The organism is Paludibacterium flexuosum, assembly GCF_037076605.1.
Lineage (GTDB): Bacteria > Pseudomonadota > Gammaproteobacteria > Burkholderiales > Chromobacteriaceae > Paludibacterium.
Genome location: NZ_AP029060.1, coordinates 2614343 through 2627763, shown reverse-complemented (window position 1 = coordinate 2627763; position 13421 = coordinate 2614343). Strand labels below are relative to the sequence as shown.

12 protein-coding genes and 1 riboswitch are annotated in these 13421 nt (G+C 60.1%); of the genes, 3 read left to right on the top strand and 9 right to left on the bottom strand.

Going from position 1 to position 13421, the window contains the following annotated elements:
* The first annotated feature begins 70 nt into the window (after positions 1 to 70).
* The gene (locus tag AACH39_RS12490; protein ID WP_338620168.1) at positions 71 to 799 is read left to right on the top strand and encodes a transporter substrate-binding domain-containing protein; all 729 of its coding nucleotides are present in this window, start codon (positions 71 to 73) and stop codon (positions 797 to 799) included.
* A gap of 92 nt (positions 800 to 891) precedes the next feature.
* Here AACH39_RS12490 and AACH39_RS12485 read toward each other — a convergent pair whose 3' ends face one another.
* The 7 genes from AACH39_RS12485 to AACH39_RS12455 all read right to left on the bottom strand — a co-directional run bounded on the left by AACH39_RS12485 (position 892) and on the right by AACH39_RS12455 (position 7976).
* A complete protein-coding gene (locus AACH39_RS12485; protein WP_338620167.1) occupies positions 892 to 1557 on the bottom strand; it encodes a hypothetical protein in 666 nt (221 codons plus the stop codon).
* 68 nt (positions 1558 to 1625) lie between these two features.
* Positions 1626 to 3224, bottom strand: a complete 1599-nt coding sequence (locus AACH39_RS12480; protein ID WP_338620166.1) for a tetratricopeptide repeat protein — start codon at positions 3222 to 3224, stop codon at positions 1626 to 1628.
* Positions 3225 to 3280: 56 nt separating this feature from the next.
* Positions 3281 to 4570: a hypothetical protein gene (locus AACH39_RS12475; protein WP_338620165.1), complete on the bottom strand. Its 1290-nt coding sequence runs from the start codon at positions 4568 to 4570 to the stop codon at positions 3281 to 3283.
* A 143-nt stretch (positions 4571 to 4713) separates the two neighbouring features.
* Positions 4714 to 5238, bottom strand: coding sequence for a cysteine hydrolase family protein (locus AACH39_RS12470; protein ID WP_338620164.1), 525 nt, complete (start codon positions 5236 to 5238; stop codon positions 4714 to 4716).
* A gap of 71 nt (positions 5239 to 5309) precedes the next feature.
* Entirely contained in the window at positions 5310 to 5894 is a 585-nt protein-coding gene (gene bamE / locus AACH39_RS12465; protein ID WP_338620162.1) for an outer membrane protein assembly factor BamE, read from the bottom strand.
* Between the two features lie 135 nt (positions 5895 to 6029).
* Complete coding sequence (locus AACH39_RS12460; protein WP_338620160.1) at positions 6030 to 6500, bottom strand: hypothetical protein; 471 nt, start codon at positions 6498 to 6500, stop codon at positions 6030 to 6032.
* A 36-nt stretch (positions 6501 to 6536) separates the two neighbouring features.
* Positions 6537 to 7976 (bottom strand): cation:proton antiporter, encoded by a 1440-nt coding sequence (locus AACH39_RS12455; RefSeq protein ID WP_215779151.1) that lies wholly within the window; start codon positions 7974 to 7976, stop codon positions 6537 to 6539.
* 274 nt (positions 7977 to 8250) lie between these two features.
* A riboswitch (cobalamin riboswitch) is annotated at positions 8251 to 8463 on the top strand.
* 203 nt (positions 8464 to 8666) lie between these two features.
* Here AACH39_RS12455 and AACH39_RS12450 point away from each other — a divergent pair.
* A complete protein-coding gene (locus AACH39_RS12450; protein WP_215779152.1) occupies positions 8667 to 8993 on the top strand; it encodes a PAAR domain-containing protein in 327 nt (108 codons plus the stop codon).
* A 212-nt stretch (positions 8994 to 9205) separates the two neighbouring features.
* Here the strand turns inward: AACH39_RS12450 and yjeM are convergent, their stop codons facing one another.
* On the bottom strand, positions 9206 to 10843 hold the full coding sequence (gene yjeM / locus AACH39_RS12445; protein WP_256444954.1) for a glutamate/gamma-aminobutyrate family transporter YjeM: 1638 nt from the start codon (positions 10841 to 10843) through the stop codon (positions 9206 to 9208).
* Positions 10844 to 11872: 1029 nt separating this feature from the next.
* Between yjeM and AACH39_RS12440 the strand changes: the two genes are divergently transcribed.
* On the top strand, positions 11873 to 12124 hold the full coding sequence (locus AACH39_RS12440; RefSeq protein ID WP_215779154.1) for a hypothetical protein: 252 nt from the start codon (positions 11873 to 11875) through the stop codon (positions 12122 to 12124).
* 8 nt (positions 12125 to 12132) lie between these two features.
* On the opposite strand, the gene AACH39_RS12435 is transcribed toward AACH39_RS12440, so the two are convergent.
* Positions 12133 to 13314, bottom strand: coding sequence for a tetratricopeptide repeat protein (locus AACH39_RS12435; RefSeq protein ID WP_338620157.1), 1182 nt, complete (start codon positions 13312 to 13314; stop codon positions 12133 to 12135).
* Between the last annotated feature and the right edge of the window lie 107 nt (positions 13315 to 13421).

Genomic DNA, 13421 nt, shown 5'->3' with positions numbered 1-13421 from the left:
TCGTCTGCACTGCCCTGGCGGGCCGCAATGGTATATACATGAATCCTGCGATTGTTTTGGTGATGATGTCATGAATTTTTGGCTGCGGTGCGGGCTGATGTGCTGCCTGCTGTCGGGTCTGCCCGTGCTGGCCGCGGAGCGGCTGACGCTGGCGACAGAAACTTATCCGCCTTACAACATGCTGGATGACAAGGGTCAGGTCAGCGGGGTGTCGACCGAGATCGTGCGCCAGTTGCTGCAATCCGCTGGCATCGATTTCAGTGTGGGGCTGTATCCCTGGTCACGCGCGATTCTGATGGCGCGGATTCAGCCGAATACCTGTGTGTATTCGATGTCGCGCACGCCGGAGCGCGAGGCACTGTACAAGTGGGTCGGTCCGCTGGTTTATAACGACTGGGTGTTGTTTGCCATCAAGCAGTCCAGCCACCCTACCCTGACGGATGCGCTGCGCAATTCGCGCATTGGCAGTTACAAGGGCGATGCGATTGTCGACTGGCTGACCGAACGCGGTTTCAATGTGGATGTGGCCAATAGTGATGATCTGAACCCGCGCAAGCTGATGCTGGAGCGGATCGATTTCTGGGCTACCGGCAAGCTGATCGGCCAGTACTGGTTGCGCCGGCAGGGCTTGCAGGACCGGATTGAGCCGGTGCTGACCTTCAACCGGACCGAGATGTATCTGGCCTGCCAGAAGGACATGCCGGATGCACTGATTGCCGATCTGAACCAGCGGCTGCAGGCGATGTACAAGCGCGGCGCGGTGCGGCGGATTTACGACGCCTACGGCTATAAACCTTGAGTGATCCGATGCGGGGTCAGGTCTTTCATGTTGCGTCTTGATGCAAAATGAAAGACCTGACCCCGTTATGCGTTATGCGCCGGTTGCCTGGCTCAGGGCGTAGCGGGGGAAGTCTTTGCCGCAGCCGCTTTGGCTTTTGCCGCCGCTTTTGCTTGTTCTTCTGCGGCTTCCTGGGCTTCTTCCCGGGCATCCGCTTCTTCTTCGGCCTTGATTTCCGCCTGCCTTTCCTCAATGGATTGAATCTTGATGCAATGCCAATTCACCGGGAATAACCGTAGGGAGGTCACGACAACGGGCTTGACCGTTCCATCCGGCAAGACTTGTTGCACACTGGTGCGACAAACCGGCGGCGGGATGAGGTCGTTGGTCAGATGACCGATCATGGGATTGGAGACTTCGCTGGACACGCGATAGGTGGCTCCCTCTTCCGGGGTGAACTTGAGCAGATTCCGGCAGTATTTCTTGTCGTCGGTCAGCACCGGGAGCAAGTTCACGAATTCCTGCTCGAAGGTCAGTACGACAGGCTCTCCCGGCCGGACTCTGACAGCGCCCTGCACGGCGGTGCGGCCAACATAGCAGCCATCTTCGTTCAGGTTATTGATGTACTGGCCGTCCATGGTCTGCAGCGTAGCGGCCTTTTCCCCTTCGCGAGGGAAATGGTATTGCGTTCCCACGGACTGGCAGCCCGATACCAGCAAAACGGCCGTCAGCAAGACGACATGACGGATGCAGCTCACGCGGCCTGGCAATGCGTTCATTTCTACTCTCTCCCATTTAATCGCCCCCACACCGACCTCGGGATGGGGATATCCAGTGATCTCTCGGTTCAATGGCGGGTTCTGGCCAAATATTGGTCCAGCACATCGGTCGGATGACGGGCGCTGAGCATGGCCCGGGCCAACTGCTGGGCCGCGGTTTTTTGCTTTCGACTTAGTTTTTTGCCGCCCACTCTCTCCAGCAACATATTCAATCCAACGTTGCCATCGATATCCCGGTCCGCCTCCGGGACTTGCAGGGCTACCATCGCCATGGCATTGAGAAGGATCATGTCCGGCTTATAGGTTTGGTCGGCATAGTCGATCGCCAGATAGATCACTGCCCCGCGAAATCCCTGATTAAGCGCCTTGCGCAACCATGCCACGGCCTGATCCCTGTCCTTACGAATACCTGTTTCCTGCCAAAGCATTTGGCCGAGTGAGGCTTCGGCCTGGGCAAAGTCTTGTAGCGCGGCCTGCTGGATCCAGTAGGCAGCCAGCACATTGTCCTGAACGCCACAGAGGCCATCCAGATAGAAACTCCCCAGGACATACTGCACAATCGGGATGCCTTGACGCGCACCTTGCAGCAAAGACTGCAGCCCACGGGCCTGATCCTGCTTGATGCCGGCCAGTCCAAGGCAATACATGCTGCCAAGATTGACCAGGACCTCCTGATTACCCTGTGCCAGCGACTTGTTCAGCCAATTGAGCGCCAATTCCCCATCGGCGGGAACGCCTCTGCCGTAGAGGTAGATTCGGCCCAGATTCATTTCCGCCTGCGGTTGTTGTCTGGCGGCAGCGCGTTCAAACCACTTCCGTGCCTGTTCGAAATCCACCTTGCCTCCGTTACCATTCAGGTAGTAGGCGCCGATATCGTTTTCAGCCAGTGCAACCCCCTGGTCAGCCGCCTTGCGCAACCACAGCATGCCTTGCTCAGGGTCAGGCGGCACCAGGCCGCCGCCATAGAGGTAAAGACTGCCTATGGCATATTGCGCTTCGGCGAGACCTTGCTCGGCAGCATCCTGAATCATTGCGATCCCCTGAGGCGGGTCTTGCTGCACTTCAATGCCCTTGGCCAGCATCTGCCCCAGCACGAACTCGGCACGCGGCTCATGCTGTGCAGCAGCAAGGCGGAACCACTGTATCGCCTGTGCGAGATCCTTGGGTACACCACGGCCCTGCTGGTACAGGTAGCCCAGATTGTTCTGGGCCGTGGCGTTCCCCTGGGCGGCGGCGAGGCGAAACCACTGCAAGGCCTGCGCATCATCGACCGCCATGCCATTGCCATTAAGTGCCATGACTCCCAGATTGATCTGGGCCTCGGCATTGCCCTGCTCGGCAGCCTGGCGATACAGCTTGATGGCCCGCGGCATATCCACGGTCATGTTGATGCCATGCTCCAGAAGATAGGCAAGCTCGTACCGGGCTCTGGCATTCCCCTGACTCGCGGCCTTCTCCAGCCAGTAGGCGCCTTGGGCCGGGTTGTGTCCGAGGTCAACAGCTAAGTAGTAGTGCAATGCCAGTTGCAGCTGGGCATCGCTGTCACCTTGATCGGCCTGTTGCTGCAGGACGGCCAGCTTATCGAATGATGGTGCTCGGATGTCGGCACAGGCTGGCTGGCCCAGCAGCAGGCTGCAAAGTAGCAGCAGGCAAGTCGCGGATTTCATGGTGCTTTTCGCAGTCGTGACACTGGGGCCATGGTGGCGCCATGCGTCAAATGATCTCAGGGGGTAACTTCCATATTCATGTAATTGTTGACCTGCTCGCGGCCCAAATCGTCTTGTCCGTCCAGAGGCAGGAAGAGGCCGAGGGTTGGTAGACCGGCATAATGTCGCTGCCCGCCACTGGCCGTTTTGCAACTGAGAGGGAAGGCCTTGGCTTTGAGTACGGCGAGGTTGCTCATGGCGATCAGCTTGGCCTCGAAGCGTGCCCCCACCTCACAATCGAGTCGGGATGAGGCGCTTTCACCTGTCAGATCGGGATGTTGAATCATGTTGCCATCGATTTGCAGCCGGGCGCCGAGTTTGAAGTGCTCCGGCCACTGTAGCTGCAGCTGATCGAGCAGCAGCACGCTTTGTGCCAAACGACCACCGATGACGTGTGACTTGAGATCAACCAGCCCGGCAAGGCTGGTTTTGATTGTGACACCCGCCTTACCCTGCTCGTCTTCGATCCGCAGCAGGCCATGCTCGGGCCGAATGGTCAGTATATGTAACGATTCTCCCTGCATGACATAGAGCGTGATGCTGTGAAATCGTGCTTGCCAGTCCGGTGTCGTTTGCAGCCAGTGGGCCACGATTTCGCTGGTCGCCGAGGGCAAGGGGGTGCTCTCTGCCTCGGCCGCATCGAGGATATGCGGGTATTGGATGGGGGTCAGATCCGGACGATGGCTGGCGAGCAGCGCCGCCGTGACATTGCCTCGCAGCTCACAGCGGACATCCACCAGCCCGATTTCTGAACCAGGACGGATGACCAGTTGGCGCTCTATATGCTGCAGGCCGGGCGGTTCGTCCATTGGCACGGGGAAATAGCGCCAGTCAACCCCCTCACCCTTGATCTCGGTGCGCCGAATCTCCAGCCCGTCGTTGACTAGCTGCTCAGTGTGATCGATGAGAGGCTGCAGGTGTGCAAAAACGATCCCTAGAGCGCCCTCCAACTCGAAACCCCATGCATACACACGCCCCTGGGTGCCCATGTCTGCATTGGAGGTGGTATAGCGCCTGACCGGTACGCCGCCAATGCTGAGCGCATGCTGGTAGACAAGCTCGCTGGAGCCCTCTGGGTGGCCGTTACTGGCCTGCAACCACATCTGACCATTGCGGCTGTCGGTCGGCAGTGCACTGTCGGGGTTGAGGGCCTGAATCACTTCGGGCTGGAAAGCGGTGCTGTCGCAGCGGCTCCAGAGGGTAAAGGCCTGGTCGGGGGTCAGGGCGCTGGCGCTGGAGGCCAGACAGGCCAGGCAGGCGCTGATGGCCAACACGGGCCATCGGCACAGCGCTTGCACGTCAAACATGTCATTGTCCTTGCTGAGCGGGGCAAGTAAATGGCACCGCCGTGCAGCGCCATCTATTTCAATATAAAATTTTCGACTTATTTTAAACTTTTTTTATATTACAGACAAAGCATAATGAATGACAATTACATGCAAACATCGTCTCACAATGCCTCTGCCGGTACGACGTGCAGGGGCTTGGGGGTGGCGCTGGTGGCGCTCCAGGCGGCGTTGAAGTGGTCGATGACTTGTTCGCCTGTCAGGGTGAAGGCACTGAGTGTGGTGTGGGCATCGCTGATGACGTGGACTTCGTAGCCGCGTGATACGGCGTTGCGCAGGGTGCTGTCGATGCAGAAGTCGGTGGCGCAGCCGCCGATCCACAGTTGGCGGACGCCATGCTGTTCAAGCAATGCTGCCAGGCCGGTGTCGCAGAAGCTGTCGCCATAGGTCTTGCCGAGGTAATGGTCTCCCGCCTGCTGGACCAGACCGGGGTGCAGTTGCCAGGCGTCGCTGCCGCGTTCCAGGCCGGGTTCTTCGTGCTGGATGAAGATGACCGGGTAGCCGCGCTGGCGGGCTTTGGCGCTGGCGAGGTTGAGTTTGTCGAGCACCTGGTCGAGGCGCGCGGCGCGCGGCTCGGCGTCGACCACGCCGTTCTGGACGTCAATGATGAGCAAGGCGGTATCGGGCATGGGGCTTGGCTTTCTTCATGGGCTGGGAGGTGGGACGGGCATCAGGCTGCCCGTCCCCGGGCTTCATGCTGTTACAGCGTGCCGTTGCTCACGTACTCGACGTCGTTGACGATGTTGTTCTCGTCAAAGGTGACAATCAGCAGCTTTTGATACTGTTTGAGGCTGAAGACCGTGCCACTGACCTGGACGTAGTGGTAGATGGCCGCATTGCCGGTCTTGAGTTTGATCAGCGGGTACAGCGCCTGGCCACTCGGTTTGCCGAGCAGGGCGGTGACTTGATCTCGGGTGGTCTTGCCCTTCTGAATGGCGCTGACTTTGCTGTCGTCAAAGTCGGTGGCATCTTCGGCAAACGAGCTGATGAATTCTTCACCCACCAACACATCCTGGAAGGTCGAGAAGGTCATCGAGCGCGCCGGAATGACACCGGGCCGATGCCCGGTACCGCCGGAGACGGCATAGGCATACTGTGCCATCTGGACTTTCTGCTCATTCTTGAGGATTTCGCCGGTTTGGCGCGGGCTGCCCATGACACGGGTGACATCCGCCATGGTGGACTTGCCCAGGGCCAGGTCGGCCGTGCCGGGACGCTTGAAGTCGGTACCGGCACAGCCGGTCAGGAGTGCCAACAGGAAAGCACTTGCTACGAAGCCAGTCATCTTCATTTTTTAGTCACTTTATCTCTATCTAGGATCAATCCCGGCGCTGACACCACTCGGGTATCGACGCGGCATGACATTATAATTTACAAATACATGCATTGTGACGGATTGTGTCTGATTGATTGCGATAGGTTAAGTGCGTTGGGTACTGAGCCGTTCCGGCATGTCGGCCTGAAGAGGAATCAGCCGCGGCTGGCGCTCGTGGATGGCAGCCACTCCGCCCAGGGCAGGCTCGGTGACGACGTAGACGATGGCGTGCTGATCTCCGTTACTACGGGTCTGGATGGGGTTGTCGAGCAGGATCAGGGCGCCCTGGATGGCCAGCTGGCCGTCGATGGCAAACCAGTGTTCGGCGCGCTTGTTGTCGCGCTCCATGAAGGCACTGCAGGGGATTTTGACCGGGCGCGGTTTGAGGCGGGTCCATTTGCCGGCCAGCAGACTTTCGCGCCGGGCGCAGGCGCCGGCCGGCACGCCCCTGATGTCGGCGCCGTGCGGCAGGCCCCACTGGACCCAGAGGAGGCTGCCGTCGCGGCGCAGTACCGGCAGGCGCGGGCTGTCTTTGTAGTAGTAACGTTGCTGGTCGTATTCGATGGCGGCACACATGGCTGGATTATGGCATATGTGCCGTTTTTTGACGGGTCAGGCGCGTTCGGGAGCGGGGTTGTAGCGCATGGCGGTCTTGGGTTGCAGCGTGGGCAGCAGCAGGCCGAGCAGCGGGCAGGTCATGAAGGTGGTGACCAGGGCCATGACCACCATCATGGCGAAGATGGTGGGGGTCAGGATGCCGATGTCGTAGCCGATGTTGAGCACCACCAGTTCCATCAGGCCACGGGTGTTCATCAGTACGCCCAGTGCCCAGGACTGGCGCCACCGGACACCGGTCCAGTGGGCGGCGAGTGCGGCACCGAGGACTTTGCCGACGGTGGCGACCAGGATGATGCCGCCGCAGACCAGCCAGGCATGCCAACTGTCGAGCAGGCCGATTTCGGCGCGGATGCCGGTGTAGGCGAAGAAGATCGGCAGCAGCACCACGGCGGTGAGGTCTTCGATTTTGGCGCTCAGGCTGGTCTGGAAGGTGAGTTCGTGCGGCATGATGACGCCGGCGAGGAAGGCGCCGAACAGGGCGTGGATGCCGATGACTTCGGCCAGCAGGGCCGAGCCGAGGCCGACGCAGAAGACGAAGGCGAGCTGGGCGCTGGTGAAGGTGCCGCTCTGGGTGGCGGGCCACAGCAGGCGGTGAGCCAGGGGCCGGATCAGTTTGATCATCAGCACGACGTACAGGGTCGAGGCCAGCAGGACGATGACGGCGTGGTGCAGGCTGCCGGCCTTGACGATGCCCAGCACGCCGGCGAGCAGGCACCAGGCGGTCACGTCATCGACGGCGGCGCAGGCAACGGACAGGGTGCCGACCGGCGTGCCGCTCAGTCCCTTGTCGTGGATGATGCGCGCCAGTACCGGGAAGGCGGTGATGCTCATGGCGATGCCGATGAACAGGGCAAAGGACGAGAAGGCCACATGGCGCGGACCATAGTCGCGATAGAGCCAGAACGACAGCAGGGTGCCGAGCAGGAAGGGCAGCAGGATGCTGGCGTGGGAGACGACGATGGCGGTGCCGGCGCGCTGGCGCAGGCTGGACAGGCGCAGGTCGAGGCCGACCACGAACATGAAGAAGATCAGGCCGATCTGGCTGAAGAAGTACAGCTGCGGCATGGCGCTTTCGGGAAACACGAAGTGAAAGCCCTGCGGCCAGAGTTGGGCAAAAACCGATTTGCCGAGCAGGATGCCGGCGAGCATTTCGCCGATGACCGGCGGCTGGCCGATGGCTCGCAGGCCAAAGGCGCACAGACGGGAGAAGGTCAGGATGATCAGGATCTGCATCAGCAGGCCGACCAGTGGCAGGGTGGCGTTGTGGCCGAGTGTGCCTTGCAGGGAGGCCAGCCAGTCGTCGGACTCGTTGGCGGCCTGGCTGAGCCAGACGGGGGTGCCTTGCGGGCCCTGACTGAGGATCCACAACAGCAGGCTGACAGACAGCACCAGCACGGTGCCATAACCCAGTACATGCCAAAAAACTCTTTTCATACAGCGCCCTCCGACGTTCAATGCGGGCTTCTCCCTGCGCTCGTCGCGGATGGTAGCACCGCCCTACCCTGCTGGCATGAGGGTTAAAGCAATCTGACCCCCTTTCGATCAATTGAGTCGCGATTCTGAATGCCCCGGCGCACAGAACGGGGTCAGGTCTTGTATTTTGCATCGAAACGCAAAATACAAGACCTGACCCCGTGCGGAGGGTGTTGCGAAGCGCGCACAACATGCTGATTTTTTATCGTTTGACGTGTTTTCCGCCCGGCGGGATCATGGCGCCCTGGATTCAGGTGCCCTGTGTTCCTTTCGGAACGGGGTGAAACGGGAAGCCGGTGCCGCTGCTGTTGCAGCCATGCCGGCGCAGCCCCCGCTGCTGTAGGCCTGACGACGCGATCACCATGCCACTGGATGTTGTCTGTCCGGGAAGGCCGGTCGCCGAGGTGGAAGGCAAGCCAGAAGACCGGCCTGATTCCTGGGTGCTCTGCCCCCTGTCTGGGAGTGCGGAGGTCCCGCGAGATCCGTCCCCGGGGTGGGGAGTGGTGCTCTGCCTGCAGCCGTGTGTCGGCCTGCCTGTCTGCGCCTTGTCTGCTCTGTCCCCGTGGAGGTGTTCTCGCCTGGTTCGGCGCGGTGTGTCCGTGGCCGCTTGTCTCCCCGGTGGGGGGAAACACCCTTGTGAGCATAGCTATCATGAAGCAACAGCAATCTTATCTGGTCGCGACGATCGGTTCGAAAACCCGTTATGGGGGCGAGGTGGTGACGGCCACTTCGGAGATGGAGTTGATTGCCCGGGTGGGCGATACGGTGCGTTATCCGGATGGTTCGGAGACGGTGATCATTTCGGGTGCCGGCAGTCTGTTGCTGCTGGCCGGTCGGCCGGCGGCGATTGTCGGCAGTGCGCTGGCCAATGGCGATTACATTATTTCCAGTCCGCAGTCTTGTTGTGCAGTGATGCCGTCGGACAAGTCGGTGGCGGGGTTCCTGGATCCGGATTATCTGCCGGGCAAGGTGGCCTGAGTCGCTGCTGCGAGAGAACGGGGTCAGGTCTTGTATTTTGCATCGGGATGCAAAATACAAGACCTGACCCCGTTCTGTTCGATGTGCATTTTGCGCCGGGATGCAAAATACAAGACCTGCCCCCGTTCGATGAAAAAGCCGTTCATCGTCAGATGAACGGCTTTTTTCGGGATGGCAGGCGACGCAGGGCGCCGCCTGTTCTGCTTGTGGGCTTACTTGCCGCCCAGTTCTGCCTTGGCTTCCGGCATCGGCAGCTTGCCTTGGGCAACATGGCGTTCGTAGCGAGCGACCATGAACCAGCCGATCAGTGCGAAGACCACCACACCGATGATGGACATCATGCCTTCTTTCATGTTGGCACCGACGTCTTCACCCAGGTAGGCGTGATACAGCGGGGAGGCCACGGTGAACAGGTTGGCGAAGCCGATGGTCAGCATGGCGCACCAGGCCATGAAGATGCCCGAACCGTTGGAACGGAAGATGCGGATCGGCTTTTCTACAGCATCGTTACGCAGGTAGTGAATGTAAGCGTAGATGATGAAGATCACCGGTACGGTCATGGTCACGTTGGTCAGGGTCACCAGGTTCTGGATCAGGTCGGCCACGGCGTCACCACCGAAGGTACCCAGGGCGATCAGCACGATCACCAGACCCAGTTGCCAGCGCAGTGCCACGGTCGGCATGCCGTTCTGGTTTTCCTTGCTCCAGCTGGCCGGGAAGATGCCTTGCGGCACGCCTTCGATCATTTGCTTCAGCGGGGCGTAGATCAGCACGAAGAAGGCACCGGTCAGGGCGCAGAACATCGACACGCCGGTGTAGGCGGCGAAGACGTTACCCATGGTGTTGCAGGTGCTGGCGGCAGCGCCCAGGCTGCTGGCCAGGGTCGCGCCCAGGGTGTACATGAAGTAGTACACGGCGTTACCGGCGTAGAACAGGCCGGTACCACCCTGGCTGGTCTTCATGACGTCATGCAGGACTTGCGGCGAGTTGCGGTCGATGAACCAGGTCGCAGCGAAGATACCGAAGCAGTAGACGAAGATGCCGACGCCGGCGCCGATCAGCAGACCGCGCTTGACGTTGCGTTCCGGGTTTTCCAGTTTGTCGACCAGACCACCGACGGCTTCCACGCCACCGTAGGCGAAGATGGCGTACACGGCGAAGCCGAACAGGCCAACCAGACCGGTGATGCCATCACCAGCGTACTTGGAGAATTTCGGTACGGTGGTCATGTCAGCCCAGCTGTAGGAGCTGGCCGGATGGAAGCCGTGGGCTGCCAGGATGATGAAGGCACAAACCAGCAGGATCACGTTCAGCGACATCACGGCGATACCACCGATGGAGGCCAGTTTGGCCAGCTTGGTGACGCCGAGGGTGATCAGGTAGGTGACGAACGAGATCACGATCATACCGATCACGCCCATGCCGATCGGGCCAAGGGCTTCCTTGACCAGGCTGGTGGCGTGGCTGAAGCCGCCATCAATGAACGGCGACATGGCATAGGACAACGGAATCGTGATCATCGAGGCCACGTTCATCATCCATACCACGTAGGAGAACCACCACATGAAGATGGTGATGAAGCCGAGTTTGCGGCCGAAGCTGCCGCCAACGCTCTTCTCGATCCACGAGAAGATACCGCCCTTTTCGCTCTTGAAGCTGGCACCCATCTCGGCACAGATGATGGAGTACGGCAGGAAGAACGAGAAGCCGGTGAATACATAGAACAGAATCGAGGATTGACCCATGTAGAAAATACCGCGCGATACGTTGGAGAAACCAAGTACCGAGGTAAAGAACATGAGGACGAATCCAACCAATGTAATTTTATGAGCTGGAGTCTTTGCTGACACGATACATCTCCCTGAGTGGATTTCGAGCGCGTTCCGTTTGCTGCTTATCCGGCGGAACAGTTCGAAACCGGTTCTAACTACGAGCTATTGCCTTGTGGGCAATGACGCCTGATCTGCCTTGGCATCGCCTGCCGGACCGCAGGCCGGCGCCCCTTTCGGGTCCAGAGACTGTGACATCTCTGGCAGGTCAATCAGGCGTTTCAGGTGTAGTACACGGCCATCCAGGTCTGGCAAAGATCAGCGATATGACAGACAACCATCCACGAACTGCCTGTCAGACCCGCCAACCCCTGTTTTTATTGTTCGTCCTGGAGGCTCGCGCACATTATGCTCATGCACAAAATGACAAGACGTTGTCGTTTATCAAAAAAACCACTATTTGACATGTCATCTCATACATATGCTGCGTTAATGCACCAGGAGGGCATGATTTCTGTTTATCGGGTATAAGCTGGCAATCTATCCGCAATCTTTTCAGAGTGCGCTAGTTCGCTGAATTCGCGATAAATATCATCTTGTCCTGTCTGGCTGAGCACTGATTTCCCGCCTGAATGACGGGCAGGCACGCGCCGCACCCGGCGTGGGGTGCAAAGCCTGTGTTACGGAACATTACCTCTTGCTGATATGACAGACAGCTGGCATGGCCGGCTGCAATGTGACGGCGGATCGGACAGTCCCGGACAGCCGGTTTCTGTGTCGATCCTGCCGACGTCAGAGGATGGCACTGCAGAATGCACATCGCCCGATGCGGGGCGACAACACTGCTGGCAAACAACCGCAAAAACAACGCCTTGCACAAATCAGTCTGATAAAGCCCCTGACGGCGCTTCACCAGGGCGGCAATTCTAGCACTACGCGTCTGATTTCTAAAGACAAATTAACAATTTAACCCGATCGGGCGCCGACCCGCGTGGCATGGGCGCCGGCAAAGCCGCTGGCGACGGCACGTCATGCCTATGGCATTGATTACTTGGACGACATGGCAACAAGGGGCTATGATCTTTGTCTTGTTCAATCAGGGTGACGGCAATGGAGCGGTGGTGGCTATGGCAAGCGGGGCTATGGGGACTGGTGTTGGCACTGGCCTGGCTGAGCATGCTGGCCATGCGTCGGGCGATACGTCCGACGCAGGAGCAGTCGCAACGCTGGCTGAAGCTGTCGAGCCTGCACACCAGCCACGGCCGGCATGAGCGCACCTTGCAGCGCTGGTCGCGCATCGTCAAACATTCGCACTCCGCGTTCTGGACGCATGTCAGTCAGCGGCATGAGCCACGGCAGTAGCGCCGGGTTCAGAAGTCGCCGCGCACACTCAGACTGACCAGATCCCGTTTGCTGCCATAGAGCACGATATTCGCGTCATCACGGATATGGCTGTAGCTGACGGTGGAGGAAAAATGCTTGTTCCATGGCCAGCTCAGACTGGCGGTGTAGTTCCAGATGCTTTCTGACCGGGTCACCAGGAAGGCCGGGTCTTTCTGCCGATAGTCATCGCTTTCGTGGGTCAGTGTCAGGGCGCTCTCCAGCCCCGCCAGCCATTTCACATTGAGGGCACCGGACAGAATCACCATGCGGCGCCCGCCACCGGCACGATTGTTCACGCCATCATCCTCGCCGCGGTAAGCGGCGACGCTCCAGTTGACCTGCGGTGTCCATCCCTGTTTCCAGGCCAGTCCGGCCAGTGCAACGTTACTATCGTAATTGCGCATGCTGCGATCGGCATAACGGGTACTGGTGTACTGCGAGGTCAGGCTGAGCAAGGCGCTGCGGCCGACCGGCTGACGCCATTCGAGGATGCCGCCCTCGCTGCGCAGATAGTCGCGGCCCGCCATTTGTTGTTGCTCGCCTTGCAGCATGCCCAGCAGCAAGCCACTGCCTACCCGGCGTGATACGCCGCTCTGCAGGTTGTAGAAAGTGCGGTCGAACTGGCGCAGCGGTTCGTAGTGGCGTGTCTTGACGCGCGGCAGCAGATAGAAGGTCCAGTCGTCATTCAGCGCCCCGGTGAGGGCACCGCCCAGCTCCAGGTCGGCGTAGCTGCTGGCCGAGGCGCGGGCATCCGGGTCAAGTTTGATCGGCAGGGGCGAGAAGCCGGGGGCCACGATCGACAGTTGGTCGGTGGCGGAGTTGACGTTGGAGTCCCAGCCGATTTCCTGGCGCACGGTGTAGGACAGCGACCAGGGGTGGCGGATCTTGTCGAGTGCGGCCTGCAGGGTGTCGATCTTGCGCTGGGCGACGGGCGGGGGTTGTAGCGCACGTGCGTGCTGCAGGGCGGTATCGGCACGCAGGGTATCGCCGGTCTGGAGGTAGGCATCGGCCAGATCGAGCCAGGCGGCGCCGCTGTTCGGGTTGGCCGCTGCGGCACGCTCCAGGACCCAGGAGGCTTCGGCAGGGTACCCGCTGACCAGCAGAGAAAAGCCGAGCAGGTGGTCAAAACGTCCGCGACCGGCGCAGCCCGTTTCTGCCGGCTGCAGCACGGCCAAAGCGGCGGCGGCATCGCCGCGGTTGAGCGCCAGCTGGCCCGCCTGCGCCGCATTCGCGCACTCGTCGGCAGCCCGGGCAATCAGCGGAAAGACGCTACCGC